The following is a 16,814-nucleotide window of genomic DNA, read 5'->3' as shown; positions in this document are numbered from 1 at the left end:
GGTGTTAGAACGACTATCGTGGAAAGCCCTCGTTTGGGGGCTATGTCTATTTTGCTTACCTGCTTTTATATTATCGCTTTTTATCGGGCATCTTTCTTGGTTGCTGGTGGTATCACTCCTCAGTGCTTTGGTCTGGCATGCTTATAATTTGATGAAATTGTCTAAATGGTTATGGCTAGATCGCTCTGTTTTACCACCAGAAGGCAGAGGAGGATGGGAGCCTATTTTTTATGGCATTCGACAAACACAACAACGCAACCGTAAACGGCGTCGAGAACTAGGCGACTTAATTAAACGTTTTAGAAGTGGCGCTGAAAGCTTGCCTGATGCTGTTGTGATGATGACAAATGAAGGTAATATTTTTTGGTGTAACAGCCTTGCTCAACACTTGTTAGGTTTTCGGTGGCCGGAAGACAATGGGCAAACTATTTTTAACTTATTACGTTACCCAGATTTTTTGCACTATTTTACCGCAAGTGATTTTAGCCGACCTTTAACCCTTTCACTCAATAATGGTTCTATTGTGGAGTTTCGTGTGATGCCGTATAGCGAAGATCAGCGCTTGATGGTGGCTCGCGATGTAACAGAAAAAAATAAATTGGAAAATTCACGGCGAGATTTTTTTGCTAATGTCAGTCATGAGTTAAGAACACCGCTAACCGTTATTCAAGGTTATCTTGAAATGATGGAAGAAAATTATGTTGCCAAACCTGCAGAGCATAAGGCAATAGTCACCATGCAAGAGCAAGCTAAACGTATGGATACGCTTGTTCAACAACTCTTACAGCTTTCTCGTATCGAATCTGATCCTCATATCGATTTAAATAAGATTGTTGATATTCCTGCCATTCTGGCTTTATTACAACAAGAAGCAGACTCATTGAGTCAAGGTCAACACCATATTATTTTTGATGTTGATGAACAATGGGTTGTTCGAGGTAATGAAGAGCAATTGCGTAGTGCGGTTTCTAACTTAGTGTATAACGCCATTAATCACACTGAAGAAGGTACAACAATCAACGTCAGTTGGAAGAAAATTCCCCAAGGCATGTTATTTAGTGTCTCAGATAATGGATCGGGGATTAGCGCTGAACACTTAACTCGTTTAACAGAGCGCTTTTATCGTGTTGATAAAGCTCGCTCTCGTCATTCGGGCGGTACTGGGTTAGGTTTGGCTATTGTGAAAAAATCACTGCTCCATCATCACTCTCAATTGAATATTGAAAGTAAAGTTGGTGTTGGGAGTACGTTCTCTTTTATCCTTCCTCAAACATTGCTTACTGCTAAAAAAACACACTAGCAGTATGTCTTTTTTAAAGCCTTTATCACTTGTCTTTAATCTGTGATAAAGGTTTTTTTGTCCCTTTCTTGATCTTTTTAATATCAATAAAAACTAATATCGTAGCGTTAAATTTTAATATTATTAATTAATGGTAACTTTAAATGATACCAACGAACAATATTATTGGTGATAAAATGCACAAATCATATCATGTATATTCGATGATATATGACAGTTATAACTAGTGCTGAAAAATAGTTTAGATGATTATTCTGGTTTTAGGATTGGCTATTGCCTTTTTTCATTATAAAAGTTTTACTTGTGAGCAGTTATCGGCAATTTTTTCTATTTAGTACCTAATTGCTCTGCATGAAATGATTATATATGGATATTATCCTGAATAATGACGATATGAGCTTAAATAGATATTGTTGATTTTATGTTGCGCTATCTTGGCGTGATTTAACCATTATTGTAACTACATATTAACAAAACTTATGGCACATAGATTAACTTCCAGAGATATTCTGGCATTAGGGTTTATGACATTCGCCCTGTTTGTTGGCGCTGGCAATATTATTTTTCCTCCAATGGTCGGTTTACAGTCAGGCGAATTTGTTTGGACTGCTGCGATTGGCTTTTTGATCACCGGTGTGGGTTTACCTGTTTTAACGGTTGTTGCACTGGCAAAAGTCGGTGGTGGCATTGAGGCATTAAGCACACCTATTGGTAAATCAATGGGATTGTTATTAGCCATTGTTGCCTATCTTGCTGTTGGACCTCTTTTTGCAACCCCTCGTACTGCAACGGTTTCTTTTAAAGTGGGTATTGCTCCTTTAGTGGGTGATACAGAAATATCATTGCTAATTTACAGCATTGTCTATTTCTTAATTGTTATTGGTATTTCGCTTTATCCGGGGAAATTGCTAGACAGTGTTGGTCATATTCTTGCGCCGATTAAAATTCTGGCATTAGCGATATTAGGTGTGGCTGCGGTATTTTGGCCTGCTGGTGGCGCTATTCCTGCGACTGAAGCTTATCGTGATATGGCGTTGACTCAGGGGTTTATTAACGGTTACCTTACCATGGATACATTGGGCGCTATGGTTTTTGGTATTGTTATTGTTAATGCAGCCCGCTCTCGAGGAATTGATAATTCATCACTGTTAACACGTTATACCATGTGGGCAGGAATTATTGCGGGTGTATTATTAACTGCGATTTATTTGAGTTTATTTAAATTAGGCTCTAGCAGTGGCAGTATCATTCCGGGCGCTCAAGATGGAGCCGATATTTTACATGCCTATGTTCAATACACTTTCGGCAATTTTGGTAGCTTCTTCTTAGCCGTACTGATTTTCTTAGCCTGTATGGTGACAGCTGTTGGTTTAACCTGTGCCTGTGCAGAGTTTTTTAGCCGTTATTTGCCTATCTCTTATCGTGTATTAGTGTTGATTTTAGCGATATTTTCAGCCGTTGTTTCAAACTTAGGGTTAAGTAAGCTGATCGCGTTTTCTATTCCTGTACTGATAATGATTTATCCACCTTGTATTGTGATTATTTTAATGAGTTTCACATTACGTCTGTGGAATAACCCAAGCCGTATTATCGCGCCAGCAATGGTTGTTAGCTTATTTTTCGGTATTTTTGATGCAATAAAAGCGTCTGATTATCTGAAACATTTATTACCAGAATGGGCGACAAAACTGCCACTAAGTGAGCAAGGTTTAGCGTGGTTGATCCCAGTATTAGTGACGATTGTTGTGTGTGCTATTTACGATAGAGTCGCAGGCTCACAGAGTAAAAAAGTGATCCATACTGAAGCCATCAATAAGCAATAAAGTACATTGATTGCAAAAATAAAAAGGGAAACGAAAGTTTCCCTTTTTTAATAATATATATTTGAGGTATTAATTAACAGAAGTCGAGTTCTGTTTTATATGTGCAATAGGATGCTGATTTTCATCTAAATAGTAATGAACTCCGGCGACGATACCATCCTCACCTTCATAGAAGATTTTAAAGCGGGTACGATTGCCGTCATGATAAGCAATAACAGCACTACCGCCTTTTCCTAAGCAGAACTGATGGAGCTCACCTGTTGAGATACAAATACTGTTGTCGCCAGATACCGTGACTTTACAGTTATCACCTGTATTAATTGCCACAGAGTTATTTCCAGTAACATTGATTTGCGCTAAATCACCAGTGTTAGTGACTTTTGCGCGGTCTTGAGAGGCGGTAATGAAATTACGTATACCACTGTTTGCGATATGAACACCATTACCTGACGCATAAATTTTGACATCATTGCCACTATTACAAATGCGAGAGCGCCCACCTAAGCTACCAATACGACACTGATTACCCGTATTACACACTTTTCCAGCAAAACCCGTATTCATCAATTGATTGCTATAACCCGTGTTAGAAATGCTATTTTCATCACCAGAAAAAGCGACGATGTTATTACTGCCACATAAAGCAAGATCAGTGCTTAATTGCTGGCTTTTTAGGATTAATTGATGCCATTCGGTAGAAAATTGAATATTTTCAGAGGTTGGTAAAGTGTTGTGATAGGGCAGACGTTGTAATGTCACGCCTTGTTGTTGTTCATTGCCGAGCAGGAACAAGATGTTTTCCATGACTTCTTGTTCCTGTTTGGCAAAGGATGCTTCACTAAAATGACGTAAATAAATATATTGAATAAAGCTTTCTATCCACTGTGTACGGCGCTGTTTTATTAACTCACTATGAATAGCACTGTAAGTGCCTCCATCAGGAAAATAACGTAAAAACCAACGATAAAGCGAAGTTGAAACATGCAGTTGTCGTAAGTCTTCTTTTGTTAATCTAATATTTTCCTTTGAAGGGACTGACATATAAGCTCCTTAATCCATGTATTAATTAGTGTCTATGGTAACCGTCAACCATACTGCGAAATGTTTGGAATGGTGTTTTTCCTGTTGTGCACAGATAAAGGTGACCAATGATAAAAAAGACACTACATACAGCTAATATTTGGTGTGCGATTAATAACCAAGCTTTAAACATGACGGCATCAGCAGGAATGAATGCTGGATTTTGAAGTAAAACACCGGTTATCAAAAGCAGTGGAACTAACGCATACATCACACCTAAATAAGCCATTTGTTGCAGTGGATTAAACTTAACATTAGGTGTTGCTGGGAAGGGATGACCTTCTCCTTTGATAATACCGTAGAGATAAAAACGAGTTTGCATAAAGGCGCGTTGAAACCAGTTTTTACCATCAATGCGGTAAAACTTGCCATTACCACCAACAAGATTAATAAGAACAAAGGACAACCAGCAAACCAAGAGCAGATAACCACAGATTTCATGCACACTGACTAATAACGCAGTATCGTGGGCTGAAAGTAGGGCGAAATGGTTGATGCCACCACTTAGAAGTAACAGAATAAATAAAGAGGCATTACTCCAGTGCCACAAACGAACAGCTTTAGAGTAAAGATAGAGTTTCTCTTCTTTATGCGATTCACCATGTGGTGTGGCAAAGCGATAACGTAAAAAGCCATGTAGTGCGAGCACAAGTAGCATGCCAATAAATAATACGCCTGCAACAATTAGCCAAAGAGGTAAATAGTCGGGAGTATAGATTAAAACATACTCTTTTAGTGCGGCTTGGAACTGAGCACTATCTGGCATTGTATTGACGATACTCATACTTTACCCTCCTCTTGTACATGAGGCCCTACACGACGATAGAGGTGCGGTTTTCCTACACCATCAAGTTGATAAATATAGTAATCGTGTGTTTTGAGCCATTCTTGAATTTGAGGGCTGTCTTCTCTACCAAATAACAAGGCACTTTGTGGACAAGCACTCACACAAATCGGTGGGAAACCTTTTTGTAATCGAGACTCAAGACAGAAATCACATTTATCAGCAACATGTGTCACAGGGTTAAGATAACGGACTTGGTATGGGCATGCTGATATACAATAGCTACAACCAATACATTTATCTTTATTAACACGAACGATGCCATTGCTTTCATCACGCCAAGAAGCACCCGTAGGGCAAACCGGAATACAAGGGGCATCTTCACATTGTTGGCAAGAGTGTCTAAAGAAATGGTATTTATCGTTGTCTTCTTTGAGGCTTAATGGAATATGAGCAATATCCATTCGTGCCATACCATTGGGTACTTTATTTAATCGACGACATGCAGTGGCGCAGATATTACAGCCATTACAGAGCGTCTCATCGTGGATCATGGCATAACGGATAGGTTTTTTTTCTGCAGTTGCCGCAAGCGCACTTCCTAGTGGCGCACTGAAAAAAATGACCGATCCCATACCTGCTACAAATTTACGGCGAGAAACACGCATTATTTTTGCTCCTCAGTCTGATGATGTTGTAATACCCACATCGAATTTCGTTGATAAGGCAGAACATTAAGGGTTTTCATGTTGTTCAACCTCAATCCATTCAGTTAAGCCTCGTGCTTTGCCGTAACTCATTAACGTATTGCTAAAGAGATAAGGGGCATCGTTGGATGCTAAAACTTGCTGAATATCCTGAAAATCAGGGTGAGTTTTCATCAGTGTCAGTGCATCTTCAATCTCTGAAGCCGTGTATTTAAAGGGTTCAGACATCAACATGCTTTGTTTCAATGGTCGAGGATAGGTTTCGCATTCAAAACGAACTACACCTGCAATTGCTGTACAAATATCCGCATGGCGGTTTAATAATTGCAGTTGTGCGAAGTTATCTGACATAAATTCATCAGAGTAATAATAATCCTCACCATTGAGACTTAAATGGGCGATATCAATAAACTCGTCGCTCTTTAACGCGGTTTCTAACTGCGCAATGTCCTCTTCAGTCAGAGAATAGGGCGCATCATACAGCGTTGAAATTGCTAATAGTTCACCTTCTTTTGAACATTGACGTATCGCATTCGCTAGATGTTGTTCGGCAGATAATTCTGCTACTTCTGCAACCGGTTCTTCTGCGATATCTGTTGAGGTGTTAGCACTACGTCCAACACCTGTTTCTGATAATGGCAGTAACCAACGGCGACGAGAGATATCAGGTTGCTCTAAAGCAATATCTGCATCATCAGCGATATCTTGTGGTATAGAAGCTGATGCATTTTGTTCTATCATCATGATCTCCTTCTTTTACCTATTAACTTGGTAATAAACCACGAGACGCTAAATCGTCTGCAACATCTTGTAATCCAAGGCGAACTAAAGTTTCTTTTGTTGGGCAGCCTAACTGAGGATCCCAGCCCATTTCTTGATAGAACATGGTGAGAGAAAGCTGCATATCGACTCTGTCCATTTTGTCTGTACCTTCAGTAAAGACTGGAATATCAGGATCTTTATCGAATACCCATGAACAGATTTGGTCATGCTCATTACGCATATCCATAGTGTTCATTAACTTAACGGTATAAGCGCGGTGTAAAGTGAAGATACGCTCTGAGGCTAAATCCAGATCTTTAGAAGTAGTTGGTTCACCTGTGATAGCGGTAAAGAACTTGGCTTCCATTTCTAAGTCACCACGATAATTACGGCTTTTATGAGGAGAAACCGTCATCGGCCATACCCAGTTACATAAGGTGACCGCATCGTGTAAGCAACTACGTAAAAGTGTCCATTTGGTATAAGCAATTTTAGCTTTGTTGATAGGTGTATAGTTTTTGGTTTCATCAAATGCATCACCAGAACCAAATAGCTCACCTGCAATCTCTTTTTGTAGTTTGAGAGGTAAACCACTACCGATATAGTTGATATGTGTATGTGTCATCGCATCGCGGTTAAACATACAGTTAACGATAGAACCCACTTGAGCCGAAGCTTCATTTGCGTGGTGAATTGGGAAGCCCATTGGCGACCAGAGTTTATTTTTCTTATTAGCCCAATATTCTTCACCTAAATTCCAGCGTTGTGCAATCAGGTAAGAGCCATCTGCAAGGTGGCTAAATTCACCTTTACGATGCGCCAAACGATAGTAAAAATCTTTAATAAATTCAGGATTGCCTTCTTCCAGTTTATCCCAAGGAATATCGTTGTATTCTTCTTCAGAAAGTACACGCTTAAACACACCGTGGGTATAACAATAAGTGAAGTCGCGATGAAGCTGACCGTAGTTACACCAAAGTCCCATATCATCAAAAATATTCAGACCGACTAAGTTACCAACAACGTTGCCATCCCCTTTTTTCTCAACATCTTTAGGGCCATTAGGGAAAATGGTTGTGTGAACGAAGTTAGCAACACAAGTGTTACCACCTGTTTGTGGTACTCCAAATTTTTTCGCTTGTGGAACATTGAGTTGGGCCATACAACGGATAGGGCAAGAGTGACAACCTCCCATCTTCACGGTGTATTCTTCAGCTTCTGGGCCTAAGTCAAAGGTTGATTTCATGGTTCTAAAACCAACAGTATTGATATCACCAGGAGGAATTTCGCCTGTTTCAATTGGGCCGCCTTCAGCCGCTCCCCAATACAGTCCTTTACGTGCAGTCCAACGAGATCCTGGGTGTGAATATTCAGCCCATGATTGTGGCGTACTTGGTACAACGTGGTTGTTATTAGAGCCAATCAATTGTGTCATCATGTAGTCGTTAAGTTCTTTTAACGCTTTACGGTCGGCAACGTTAACCCCACGGCTACCTTCGACGACAATGGCTTTTAATTTTTTAGAACCTAAGACTGCACCAACACCAGCACCACCACTGTGGTTACGGCTATTAATAATGCCGGATAAAGGTACAAGGTTTTCACCCGCAGGACCAATGGTCGCGACACAAGCTTCTGGGCTTGTTTGAGCACATAGTTCTTCTGTGGTTTGACGAACACCTTTACCCCATAAGAAAGAGGCATCTTCAATAGAAACTTGGTCATCATCAATATGGATCCAAACAGGCTTATCTGATTTACCTTCAATAATCAGAGAGTCATAGCCTGCAAATTTCATCCAAGCGGCAAAAAATCCCCCCATATGGGCATCAACAACGAGATTGCCACGAGTAAAAGTGGAAAGAGAGGTAATATTGACGCGTGAGCTACAAGGTGCGCCCGATCCAGTTAGAGGTCCTACAGCGAAAACAACTTTATTTTCTTCATCAAAAGGTTTAACGCCGGGAGCAACCTCTTCGTACATAATCTTGTAACCAAAGCCCATGCCTCCAATTAAGGATTTATATTTGCTTGAGCTTTCACGAGTGATGGCACCGGTAGTTAAATTGATTCTTAGAATGTTTCCAGTCCAGCCGTTAATCATAATATTGCTTCCTAATCTAAATGTGGTTCAGTGATGTGATTGTCTGGATTTATTAAACAGTAATTTCTTTCCATTCAATGATTTGCAATGCACCCGTTGGGCACGCTGACGCACACTCACCACATAAATTACATTTGCCGGATTTTTTAGTTTGTGGATTGACGGTTGCCATCATCCACGGACAAGCTGTTGTACAGGCGGCACAACCAATACAACGACGTGTATCAACGACAATACAGCCGAACTCTTCTTGATAACGGATAGCTTTTACTGGGCAAACCTTCATACATTCAGGATCTTTACATTGGCGGCATGTATCCGTTGTAAAGTTTAAATCGCCATAAAGTCCACCACCGGAGCCAATACCTTTATCACCAAAATAAAAATGACGATGGATTTTGGTGCGCGAGAAGAATGAACCTACGCTTCCATCATTCCATGTTGTACATGCTGTTTCGCAGCGGTGGCATCCAGTGCAACGCGCTCTATTTGTGACTAAAACGCCTTTAGGAGTTGTGGTTAATTGAATTATTCCGCTATCTATTTCTTCTTGCTTACAACCTAAAAGAGAAAGCAATGCGGGTGCTATTGTGATCCCTGCAAGCCCTTTACCGGATATTCGCAGAAACTCTAGTCTTGATAGTCCAATATCTAATATTGGACGGTGATGTGTATCAGACATTAATATTTATCTCCGCTTAACTAATTTATATAAGAATTAAGTTGTGATGATAAATTCTTTATTTATCCGCTTGCCTTACCGTTATATAAAAAATATAATAACGCTATCGTTAAGGGATATATTATAAGATTTAACTATTTTTATGATAAAAACACACTGTGACGAAATGTTAAATATTTGTATTTACAATGTGTTATCTCCAGTTTTTACGTATTTTCATTATCCTTTCTGATAGTGTGGTTATTAAAAAATTTATTCTGTGATTACTATCATAGAAATAAAAATAGAGAGTGTTATTAATTTTATTTAATTAAATGATTATTGTTTTTATCTGTAATTAAGAAGGAGAATAAATACCATTTATATATATTCTTTCATTGAAATTAAATTAAAAGTGATTTGCTCTTATATTCTATCTAATATAATTATTTTAATAATAATTTGATATTCAATATTAAATGTATATCTAATCAAAAATAGATATTGATTATTATTAATAGAATAAAATATGAATAAATTGTAAAACCATGACTAGATCATTTTTATAAAAAAAGAAACCTTATCTAATCAAGAGAAGGTTTCTTTTGTTGTTTTATTCGATAGCTTTATTGTTAGTAACCCACTGCTTTACCAGCTGGGCGACGAACATCATTTGATCCATAAAGATAACCTTCGCGTACTGCACCAGAAACAGCGGAATCATTACCTGATGATGATGGGATCACTCCTTCTTCTCCTGGGAGTCCGACCATAATAAGTTCAGCCGCTCCCCATGGAGTCTGTTCTACCATTTTATATCCCATGACAGAGAGTTTTTCTAAAGTGTCTTTTGATAATCCTCGTTGCTCATAATAAACCTCATCCGGTAACCATTGATGGTGAATACGAGGACTATTAACTGCTTCTTGAGGTGGCATACCAAATTCAATGATATTCAGTGCCGTTTGTAAGGTAATTGAGATAATGCGAGAACCTCCCGGTGATCCTAAAATAAGGAAAGGTTTACCTTCCTTGGTCACAATCGTTGGGCTCATTGATGATAATGGGCGTTTTAATGGTGCAATACTATTTCGCTCACCTTGCACTAAGCCATATAGGTTTTTTTCGCCGACTTTGGTTGTAAAATCATCCATCTCGTTGTTGAGGAAAAATCCAGTTCCCGGTGCGATGACTACGGCACCGAAGCGACCATTTATAGTATAAGTGGTTGAAACAGCGTTACCATTTTTATCAATAACTGAATAGTGTGTTGTTTCAGGGCTTTCATGAGGAGCGATACCGGGCTGTACATTTTCTGATGGTGTGGCTTCATTCGGTTTAATTTGTTGGCGTATTTCTGTGGCATAAGCTTTATTCAATAACTTTTCTGTGGGGTTTTTAATAAATTGGGGATCACCAAGAAAAGTATTTCTGTCCATATAAGCATGACGCATTGCTTCTGTTAAAGTATGAACATATTCAGCTGAATTAAAGCCCATCGATTTGAGATCATAACCTTCCAGAATATTTAGCGTTTGGCAGATAGTAACTCCGCCTGAACTTGGAGGCGGTGCAGAAATAAATTCATAGCCTCGGTAAGTACAGGTGATAGGTTTGGTTTCTGTGATAGTAAAATTAGCAAAATCTTCTTGAGTTAACAGGCCATTATGTTGTTTCGAAGCTTCTTCAACTTTTTTAGGGATCTCTCCTTGGTAAAATGCATCAGAACCTTGGTTTGCGATGAGTTCCAATGTATTAGCTAAATCAGTTTGAATTAGGCGATCACCGGGTTGCCACGGTGTTCCATCTGGTTTTAAGAAAATTTTTGCAGACTCAGGATCTTGTTTAAAACGCTCAGTTGTCGTTTCTAACACATCAGTATCAGCGCGGGTTAAAATATATCCTTCTCTTGCAAGCTTAATTGCAGGCGCCATAACATCTTGGCGTGAAAGCGTACCATATTTCTCTAATGCTGAATTCAGTCCTTTAACTGTGCCAGGTACTCCTGAAGCGAGATAACCATATAGGCTGGCATCTTTAATCAAATTTCCATCTTTATCTAAATACATGTTTTTAGAAGCAGAAGAGGGAGCAGTTTCCCTAAAATTGATAAAAGTATTTGTACCATCCGCAAGGTGTATTGTCATAAAACCACCGCCACCAATATTACCACAGCAAGCATTTACGACAGCTTGTGCATAACCGACGGCAACCGCAGCATCAATCGCGTTACCTCCTTTTTGTAAAATGTCATTCCCGACTTGTGATGCGAGGTGTTGAGAGGAGACAACCATGCCATGTTGTGCTTCAACAGCGGGTTCATAGGCTGCATAAAGTGAATGAGAAAAAAGGGTAGTGAGTAATAGCAGGTGAGTTTTTTTTATAGTAATCATTATTATCTCCATAAATAACAGTGAGTTACCTTGAATAAAGACAAGTAAAATAGGAGTGGTATACGCTGTTATTAATATAAATTAACAATTGCGTAACAATAAGTATAGAGAGAGGTTATTAGTGATGAGAATTTTTTTTGATGTGATGATCACAAAATTATCTTTAAGCAGATAAACAATAAGCTTATGTATAACTAATAACAGCAATAAATAGAGTTGATATGAAATGAAAAGATAAGTGCGGAATAAACAAAAAAAGCCTGTTTTCACAGGCTTTTAAAAATGCGTTAGCTTACTGAACTATTACAGTTTGCCAGAGTTTGCTTTCAGGTATTTAGCAACGCCGTCTGGAGATGCACCCATACCTTCTTGACCTTTTTCCCACTGTGCAGGACAAACTTCGCCGTGCTCTTCGTGGAATTGCAGTGCATCGACCATACGGATCATTTCGTCGATATTACGGCCTAATGGCAGATCGTTAACGACTTGGTGACGAACAACACCTTCTTTGTCAATCAGGAATGAACCACGCAGCGCAACGCCTGCTTCTGGATGTTCGATGCCGTAAGCTTTGATGATGTCGTGTTTGATATCAGCAACCATTGGGTATTTAACTTCACCAATACCACCGTCATCAATAGGAGTTTTACGCCATGCGTTATGAACGAATTCTGAGTCCATAGAAACGCCGATGATTTCAACACCACGTTTTTTGAATTCTTCAAAACGGTGATCGAATGCAATCAGCTCTGAAGGGCAAACGAAAGTGAAATCCATTGGCCAGAAGAAAATAACGGCAGGTTTGCCTTTGATAAATGAATGCAGGTTGAAATCATTAACAATCTCACCATTACCTAAAACGGCAGCAGCTGTGAAATCAGGGGCTTTGCGAGTAACCAGAACCATAATGTACTCCTGTAAATTGAAAGAGGTTATACTCGTCATATTTCAAGTTGTAGCGTTGTTGACTGCGTTCATTCGCACTAGTCACATACTTTTGTATGCTCCTAGCGACTCATTCACTTGTCGCCTAGCTACACCTCGAACTATTTAGAGTAAATTCAGGGTGTATACCTTGTTTATATTCGTCATATTTCAAGTTGTAGCGTTGTTGACTGCGTTCATTCGCACTAGTCACATACTTTTGTATGCTCCTAGCGACTCATTCACTTGTCGCCTAGCTACACCTCGAACTATTTAGAGTAAATTCAGGGTGTATACCTTGTTTATATTCGTCATATTTCCAAGTTGTAGCGTTGTTGACTGCGTTCATTCGCACTAGTCACATACTTTTGTATGCTCCTAGCGACTCATTTACTTGTCGCCTAGCTACACCTCGAACTATTTAGAGTAAATTCAGGGTGTATACCCTGTTTTTAAATGTTGCATACAGCATAAATAATCAATCGCTATTGATAAAGTCAAACAGAACAATCTATTTGATAGATTATAGCTATCAGCTTAATACAATAAAGTAGGATTATTTATGACACCTTGTATAACGATTCATTCTAATCAACTTTGGAAATGAATACTATGCTTGTTAACAAATCGTTACGAATAATATGATAAATTGACTTAGCATCTCTTTGATATATCAAATGTAATTCGACAATATGACAAAAAGATGAAACTCAAAATGGCAGTTTAATGTATCAGTCATCAAGTTGGTGTTGCTGTGCTCTTTCTAGCAATTGTGGATAAAACTGCCAAAAAATTTCACTTAATTCATCGTAATGTGTTTCGAGTACGATATAAGAGCCTGCAAGTGCGCTTAATCGTGGTCTTCTTCTCGCCATTCCTTTCAATGTTTGAGCAATATATGCCTTGTCGGCATAACGAATTAACCAAGATTGTGACCATAGATATTCGTTGAGCTCTTGGAATTTTTCAGGTGTTTGCCATAAATCTGGTTCAATAATATTTCGAGTCTTAGTGACAAATTCAGTTAACGGTATATGTGGTTCAAATTTTGACCAATTTAAAGAAAGAAAATGATCCCAAAAAACATCTAAGGTAATCGGTGAAACTCGGCGATATTCATCAGGAAATAAAAGGCGAGCTTGTTTGACTAATGGGTGAGTATCAGTGAGTACATCAATACGTCTATGCATACGAATGCCCTCAATAACAGCTTGGCTGTAATCAGAGCTAGGTGCGCCTTTGACATAATCTGCCATCATATTGCCTAATAGAGAGCTTTTTGCCCTAAAGGCTAGATGTAAGTGAGCAAGATAATTCATCTCATCATCATAGCGCTTTTTGAATAAAAAAGGGCTTCTTTGTTGCACTGATAAGCTGGCAGCACTAGACTAGTCCGCCTGTTTTTTATGAAAGTAGTCGTTTAATTATGCGTGTATCAGACTTTACATTTGAATTGCCAGAAGCCTTGATTGCTCACTATCCTCAGCCTCAACGCAGTGGTTGTCGTTTGCTCTCTTTAGAAGGTGAAACTGGTGTTTTATCACACGGTATTTTTACCGATGTGTTAGATAAAATAAATGCTGGTGATCTACTGGTTTTTAATAATACTCGCGTGATCCCTGCGCGTGTTTATGGCCGTAAAGCGTCAGGCGGTAAAATCGAAGTGTTAGTTGAGCGTATGCTGGATGAACATCGTGTGCTTGCCCATGTTAGAGCATCTAAATCACCAAAAGAAGGCGCTGCACTTGTGCTAGGTGAAGATGAAAGTGTACAAGCAACTATGGTTGCGCGTCATGACACACTTTTTGAAATTCGCTTTGATGATGAAAGAGATGTTCTCACTATCCTAAATAGCATTGGGCATATGCCTTTACCTCCTTATATTGATCGCCCAGATGAAGAATCTGATAAAGAGCTTTATCAAACGGTCTATAATGAGCGTCCAGGCGCTGTTGCCGCTCCGACTGCGGGATTACACTTTGATGAACCATTACTTCAAGCCTTAAAAGAAAAAGGTGTGGAGATGGCATTTGTCACACTGCATGTTGGTGCGGGTACTTTCCAACCAGTGCGTGTTGATAACATCGAAGAACACACAATGCATTCTGAATACGCAGAAGTACCACAAGACGTGGTTGATGCTGTATTAGCATGTAAAGCGCGTGGTAATCGAGTAATTGCAGTGGGTACAACCTCTGTTCGTTCTTTAGAAAGTGCTGCGAAAGCAACAAAAGATGCGTTAATTGCGCCTTTCTTCGATGATACCCAAATCTTTATTTATCCGGGTTACCAATATCAAATTATTGATGCATTGATTACGAATTTCCATTTGCCTGAATCAACTTTAATCATGCTGGTTTCCGCTTTTGCAGGGTATAAAAATACCATGAATGCATATAAAGAAGCCGTTGAGCAAGAGTATCGCTTTTTCAGTTATGGTGATGCGATGTTTATTACTCGTAATCCTTTAGCTATTAATGAAAAAGTAGGGCAAGAATAAAGATTTATTATTCTTTTTAACGTTTTTCTTCGTTTTATGAATTGTTATTTCAACTTTATGACTTAATCCCTTTGACTAAGCACGGGTTTTTGTTGAAGTAACATATACAGCCGTCTAACAAATGATTAGAATGTGCTGTTTTTTATTGTGCATTGGACTGTTTTTCTGATGCTTGGAGGATTAGTGAAATACGAATTAGACAAAACCGACGGTAATGCTCGTCGCGGTCGCCTTATTTTTGATCGTGGTGTTGTTGAAACACCTGCATTTATGCCAGTGGGTACTTACGGCACAGTAAAAGGAATGACGCCTGAAGAAGTAAAAGCAACAGGTGCACAAATTCTTTTAGGTAACACTTTCCACTTATGGTTACGTCCTGGTCAAGAAATCATGAAATTACATGGTGATTTACATGATTTTATGCAATGGCAAGGTCCTATTTTAACGGATTCAGGTGGTTTCCAAGTCTTTAGTTTAGGCGCAATGCGTAAAATTAAAGAAGAGGGTGTCCACTTCCGTAACCCTATTAATGGCGAAAAGATTTTCTTAAGCCCAGAAAAATCAATGGAAATCCAATACGATTTGGGTTCTGACATTGTGATGATTTTTGATGAGTGTACGCCATATCCTTCAGATTGGGATTATGCAAAAAACTCAATGGAAATGTCATTACGTTGGGCTAAACGTAGTCGTGCGCGCTTTGATGAACTCAATAACAAAAATTCATTATTCGGTATTATTCAAGGCGGTGTTTACGAAGATTTACGTGATATCTCTGTAAAAGGGCTAGTCGAAATTGGTTTTGACGGTTACGCTGTCGGCGGCCTTGCGGTCGGTGAGCCTAAAGAAGATATGCATCGTATTTTAGAGCATGTCTGCCCTCAAATTCCTGCGAATAAACCGCGTTATTTAATGGGTGTTGGTAAACCAGAAGATTTAGTTGAAGGTGTTCGTCGTGGTATTGATATGTTTGACTGTGTCATGCCAACACGAAATGCACGAAATGGTCATCTGTTTGTAACCGATGGTGTCATTAAAATTCGTAATGCGAAACATCGCTCTGATACATCAACACTTGATGAACATTGTGACTGCTATACCTGTAAAAATTATAGCCGTGCTTATTTACATCATCTTGATCGTTGTAACGAAATTTTAGGTGCAAGGCTGAACACTATTCACAACTTACGTTATTATCAACGTTTGATGGCTGAAATTCGTCAGTCTATTGAAGACTCACGTTTTGAAGAGTTTGTACACGAATTCTACGAACGTATCGGAAAACCCGTCCCACCGCTAAATGGCAGTGCGACTAAGTGTGAATAATGTATACGAGAAAGCCCAATTCTGTGTATGATATTGGGCTTATAACTTGAATATCGTCGATATCGACAACAATGAGGAAAAGTGAATGAGTTTTTTCATTTCTGATGCTGTAGCTTCTGCTGGACAAGCAGCACCTGAAGCTAGCTTTATGTCTATTTTACCGATGTTAGTGATCTTTATTCTGATTTTCTATTTCATGATCCTACGTCCACAGCAAAAACGTACTAAAGAACATCGTAAACTGATGGATTCTATCGGTAAAGGTGATGAAGTTTTAACGACTGGTGGTTTAATTGGTCGTGTTGTTAAGGTTTCAGATAACGGCTATATCGTTGTTGCTCTGAATGAAACAACTGAAGTAACTATCAAACGTGACTTTGTTGCCGCTGTATTACCTAAAGGCACAATGAAAGCTATTTAATAACATTTCCCCAAAGGGAAAAGGGAACT

The 16,814-nt window shown here is 39.0% G+C and carries 14 protein-coding genes; 5 read left to right on the top strand and 9 right to left on the bottom strand.

Translation table 11 applies throughout. From position 1 onward, the window contains the following. Position 1: 1 nt before the first annotated feature. Together phoR and brnQ are read left to right on the top strand one after the other, a co-directional pair. Positions 2-1,300, top strand: coding sequence for a phosphate regulon sensor histidine kinase PhoR (gene phoR, locus GTK47_RS18345; protein ID WP_165125870.1), 1,299 nt, complete (start codon positions 2-4; stop codon positions 1,298-1,300). Positions 1,301-1,779: 479 nt separating this feature from the next. After that, positions 1,780-3,123: a branched-chain amino acid transport system II carrier protein gene (gene brnQ / locus GTK47_RS18340; RefSeq protein ID WP_165125867.1), complete on the top strand. Its 1,344-nt coding sequence runs from the start codon at positions 1,780-1,782 to the stop codon at positions 3,121-3,123. 69 nt (positions 3,124-3,192) lie between these two features. On the opposite strand, the gene ydhT is transcribed toward brnQ, so the two are convergent. The 9 genes from ydhT to GTK47_RS18295 form a co-directional block, all read right to left on the bottom strand. Continuing rightward, the gene (gene ydhT, locus GTK47_RS18335; RefSeq protein WP_165125864.1) at positions 3,193-4,164 is read right to left on the bottom strand and encodes a protein YdhT; all 972 of its coding nucleotides are present in this window, start codon (positions 4,162-4,164) and stop codon (positions 3,193-3,195) included. 25 nt (positions 4,165-4,189) lie between these two features. Continuing rightward, positions 4,190-4,987, bottom strand: coding sequence for a thiosulfate reductase cytochrome B subunit (phsC, locus tag GTK47_RS18330; RefSeq protein ID WP_088493716.1), 798 nt, complete (start codon positions 4,985-4,987; stop codon positions 4,190-4,192). Continuing rightward, positions 4,984-5,655, bottom strand: a complete 672-nt coding sequence (locus tag GTK47_RS18325) for a 4Fe-4S dicluster domain-containing protein (protein ID WP_165125861.1) — start codon at positions 5,653-5,655, stop codon at positions 4,984-4,986. Before GTK47_RS18325 ends, phsC begins: the two co-directional genes overlap by 4 nt. A 66-nt stretch (positions 5,656-5,721) precedes the next feature. Next, entirely contained in the window at positions 5,722-6,438 is a 717-nt protein-coding gene (locus GTK47_RS18320; RefSeq protein WP_109393229.1) for a YdhW family putative oxidoreductase system protein, read from the bottom strand. Between the two features lie 19 nt (positions 6,439-6,457). After that, complete coding sequence (locus GTK47_RS18315; RefSeq protein WP_165125858.1) at positions 6,458-8,560, bottom strand: aldehyde ferredoxin oxidoreductase; 2,103 nt, start codon at positions 8,558-8,560, stop codon at positions 6,458-6,460. Positions 8,561-8,612: 52 nt separating this feature from the next. Continuing rightward, a complete protein-coding gene (locus GTK47_RS18310; protein ID WP_006535141.1) occupies positions 8,613-9,242 on the bottom strand; it encodes a ferredoxin-like protein in 630 nt (209 codons plus the stop codon). Positions 9,243-9,853: 611 nt separating this feature from the next. Then, positions 9,854-11,614, bottom strand: coding sequence for a gamma-glutamyltransferase (ggt, locus tag GTK47_RS18305; protein ID WP_165125855.1), 1,761 nt, complete (start codon positions 11,612-11,614; stop codon positions 9,854-9,856). Positions 11,615-11,917: 303 nt separating this feature from the next. Beyond that, positions 11,918-12,520 carry a peroxiredoxin C gene (locus tag GTK47_RS18300; RefSeq protein ID WP_072069413.1) on the bottom strand — a complete coding sequence of 201 codons (603 nt, stop codon included), beginning with the start codon at positions 12,518-12,520 and terminating at the stop codon, positions 11,918-11,920. A 749-nt stretch (positions 12,521-13,269) separates the two neighbouring features. After that, on the bottom strand, positions 13,270-13,857 hold the full coding sequence (locus GTK47_RS18295) for an ACP phosphodiesterase (RefSeq protein ID WP_098944012.1): 588 nt from the start codon (positions 13,855-13,857) through the stop codon (positions 13,270-13,272). 107 nt (positions 13,858-13,964) lie between these two features. Between GTK47_RS18295 and queA the strand changes: the two genes are divergently transcribed. The 3 genes from queA (at position 13,965) to yajC (ending at position 16,785) form a co-directional block, all read left to right on the top strand. Beyond that, positions 13,965-15,038, top strand: a complete 1,074-nt coding sequence (queA, locus tag GTK47_RS18290) for a tRNA preQ1(34) S-adenosylmethionine ribosyltransferase-isomerase QueA (RefSeq protein WP_165125852.1) — start codon at positions 13,965-13,967, stop codon at positions 15,036-15,038. Between the two features lie 183 nt (positions 15,039-15,221). Then, a complete protein-coding gene (tgt, locus tag GTK47_RS18285) occupies positions 15,222-16,364 on the top strand; it encodes a tRNA guanosine(34) transglycosylase Tgt (RefSeq protein ID WP_165125849.1) in 1,143 nt (380 codons plus the stop codon). Positions 16,365-16,449: 85 nt separating this feature from the next. Continuing rightward, positions 16,450-16,785: a preprotein translocase subunit YajC gene (yajC, locus tag GTK47_RS18280; RefSeq protein WP_006535133.1), complete on the top strand. Its 336-nt coding sequence runs from the start codon at positions 16,450-16,452 to the stop codon at positions 16,783-16,785. Positions 16,786-16,814: the final 29 nt, after the last annotated feature.

Origin of the sequence: Proteus sp. ZN5, from assembly GCF_011046025.1 — a bacterium.
Taxonomy (GTDB): domain Bacteria; phylum Pseudomonadota; class Gammaproteobacteria; order Enterobacterales; family Enterobacteriaceae; genus Proteus.
The sequence above is the reverse complement of the archived record's forward strand: the minus strand, read 5'-3'. Positions and strand labels throughout refer to the sequence as shown.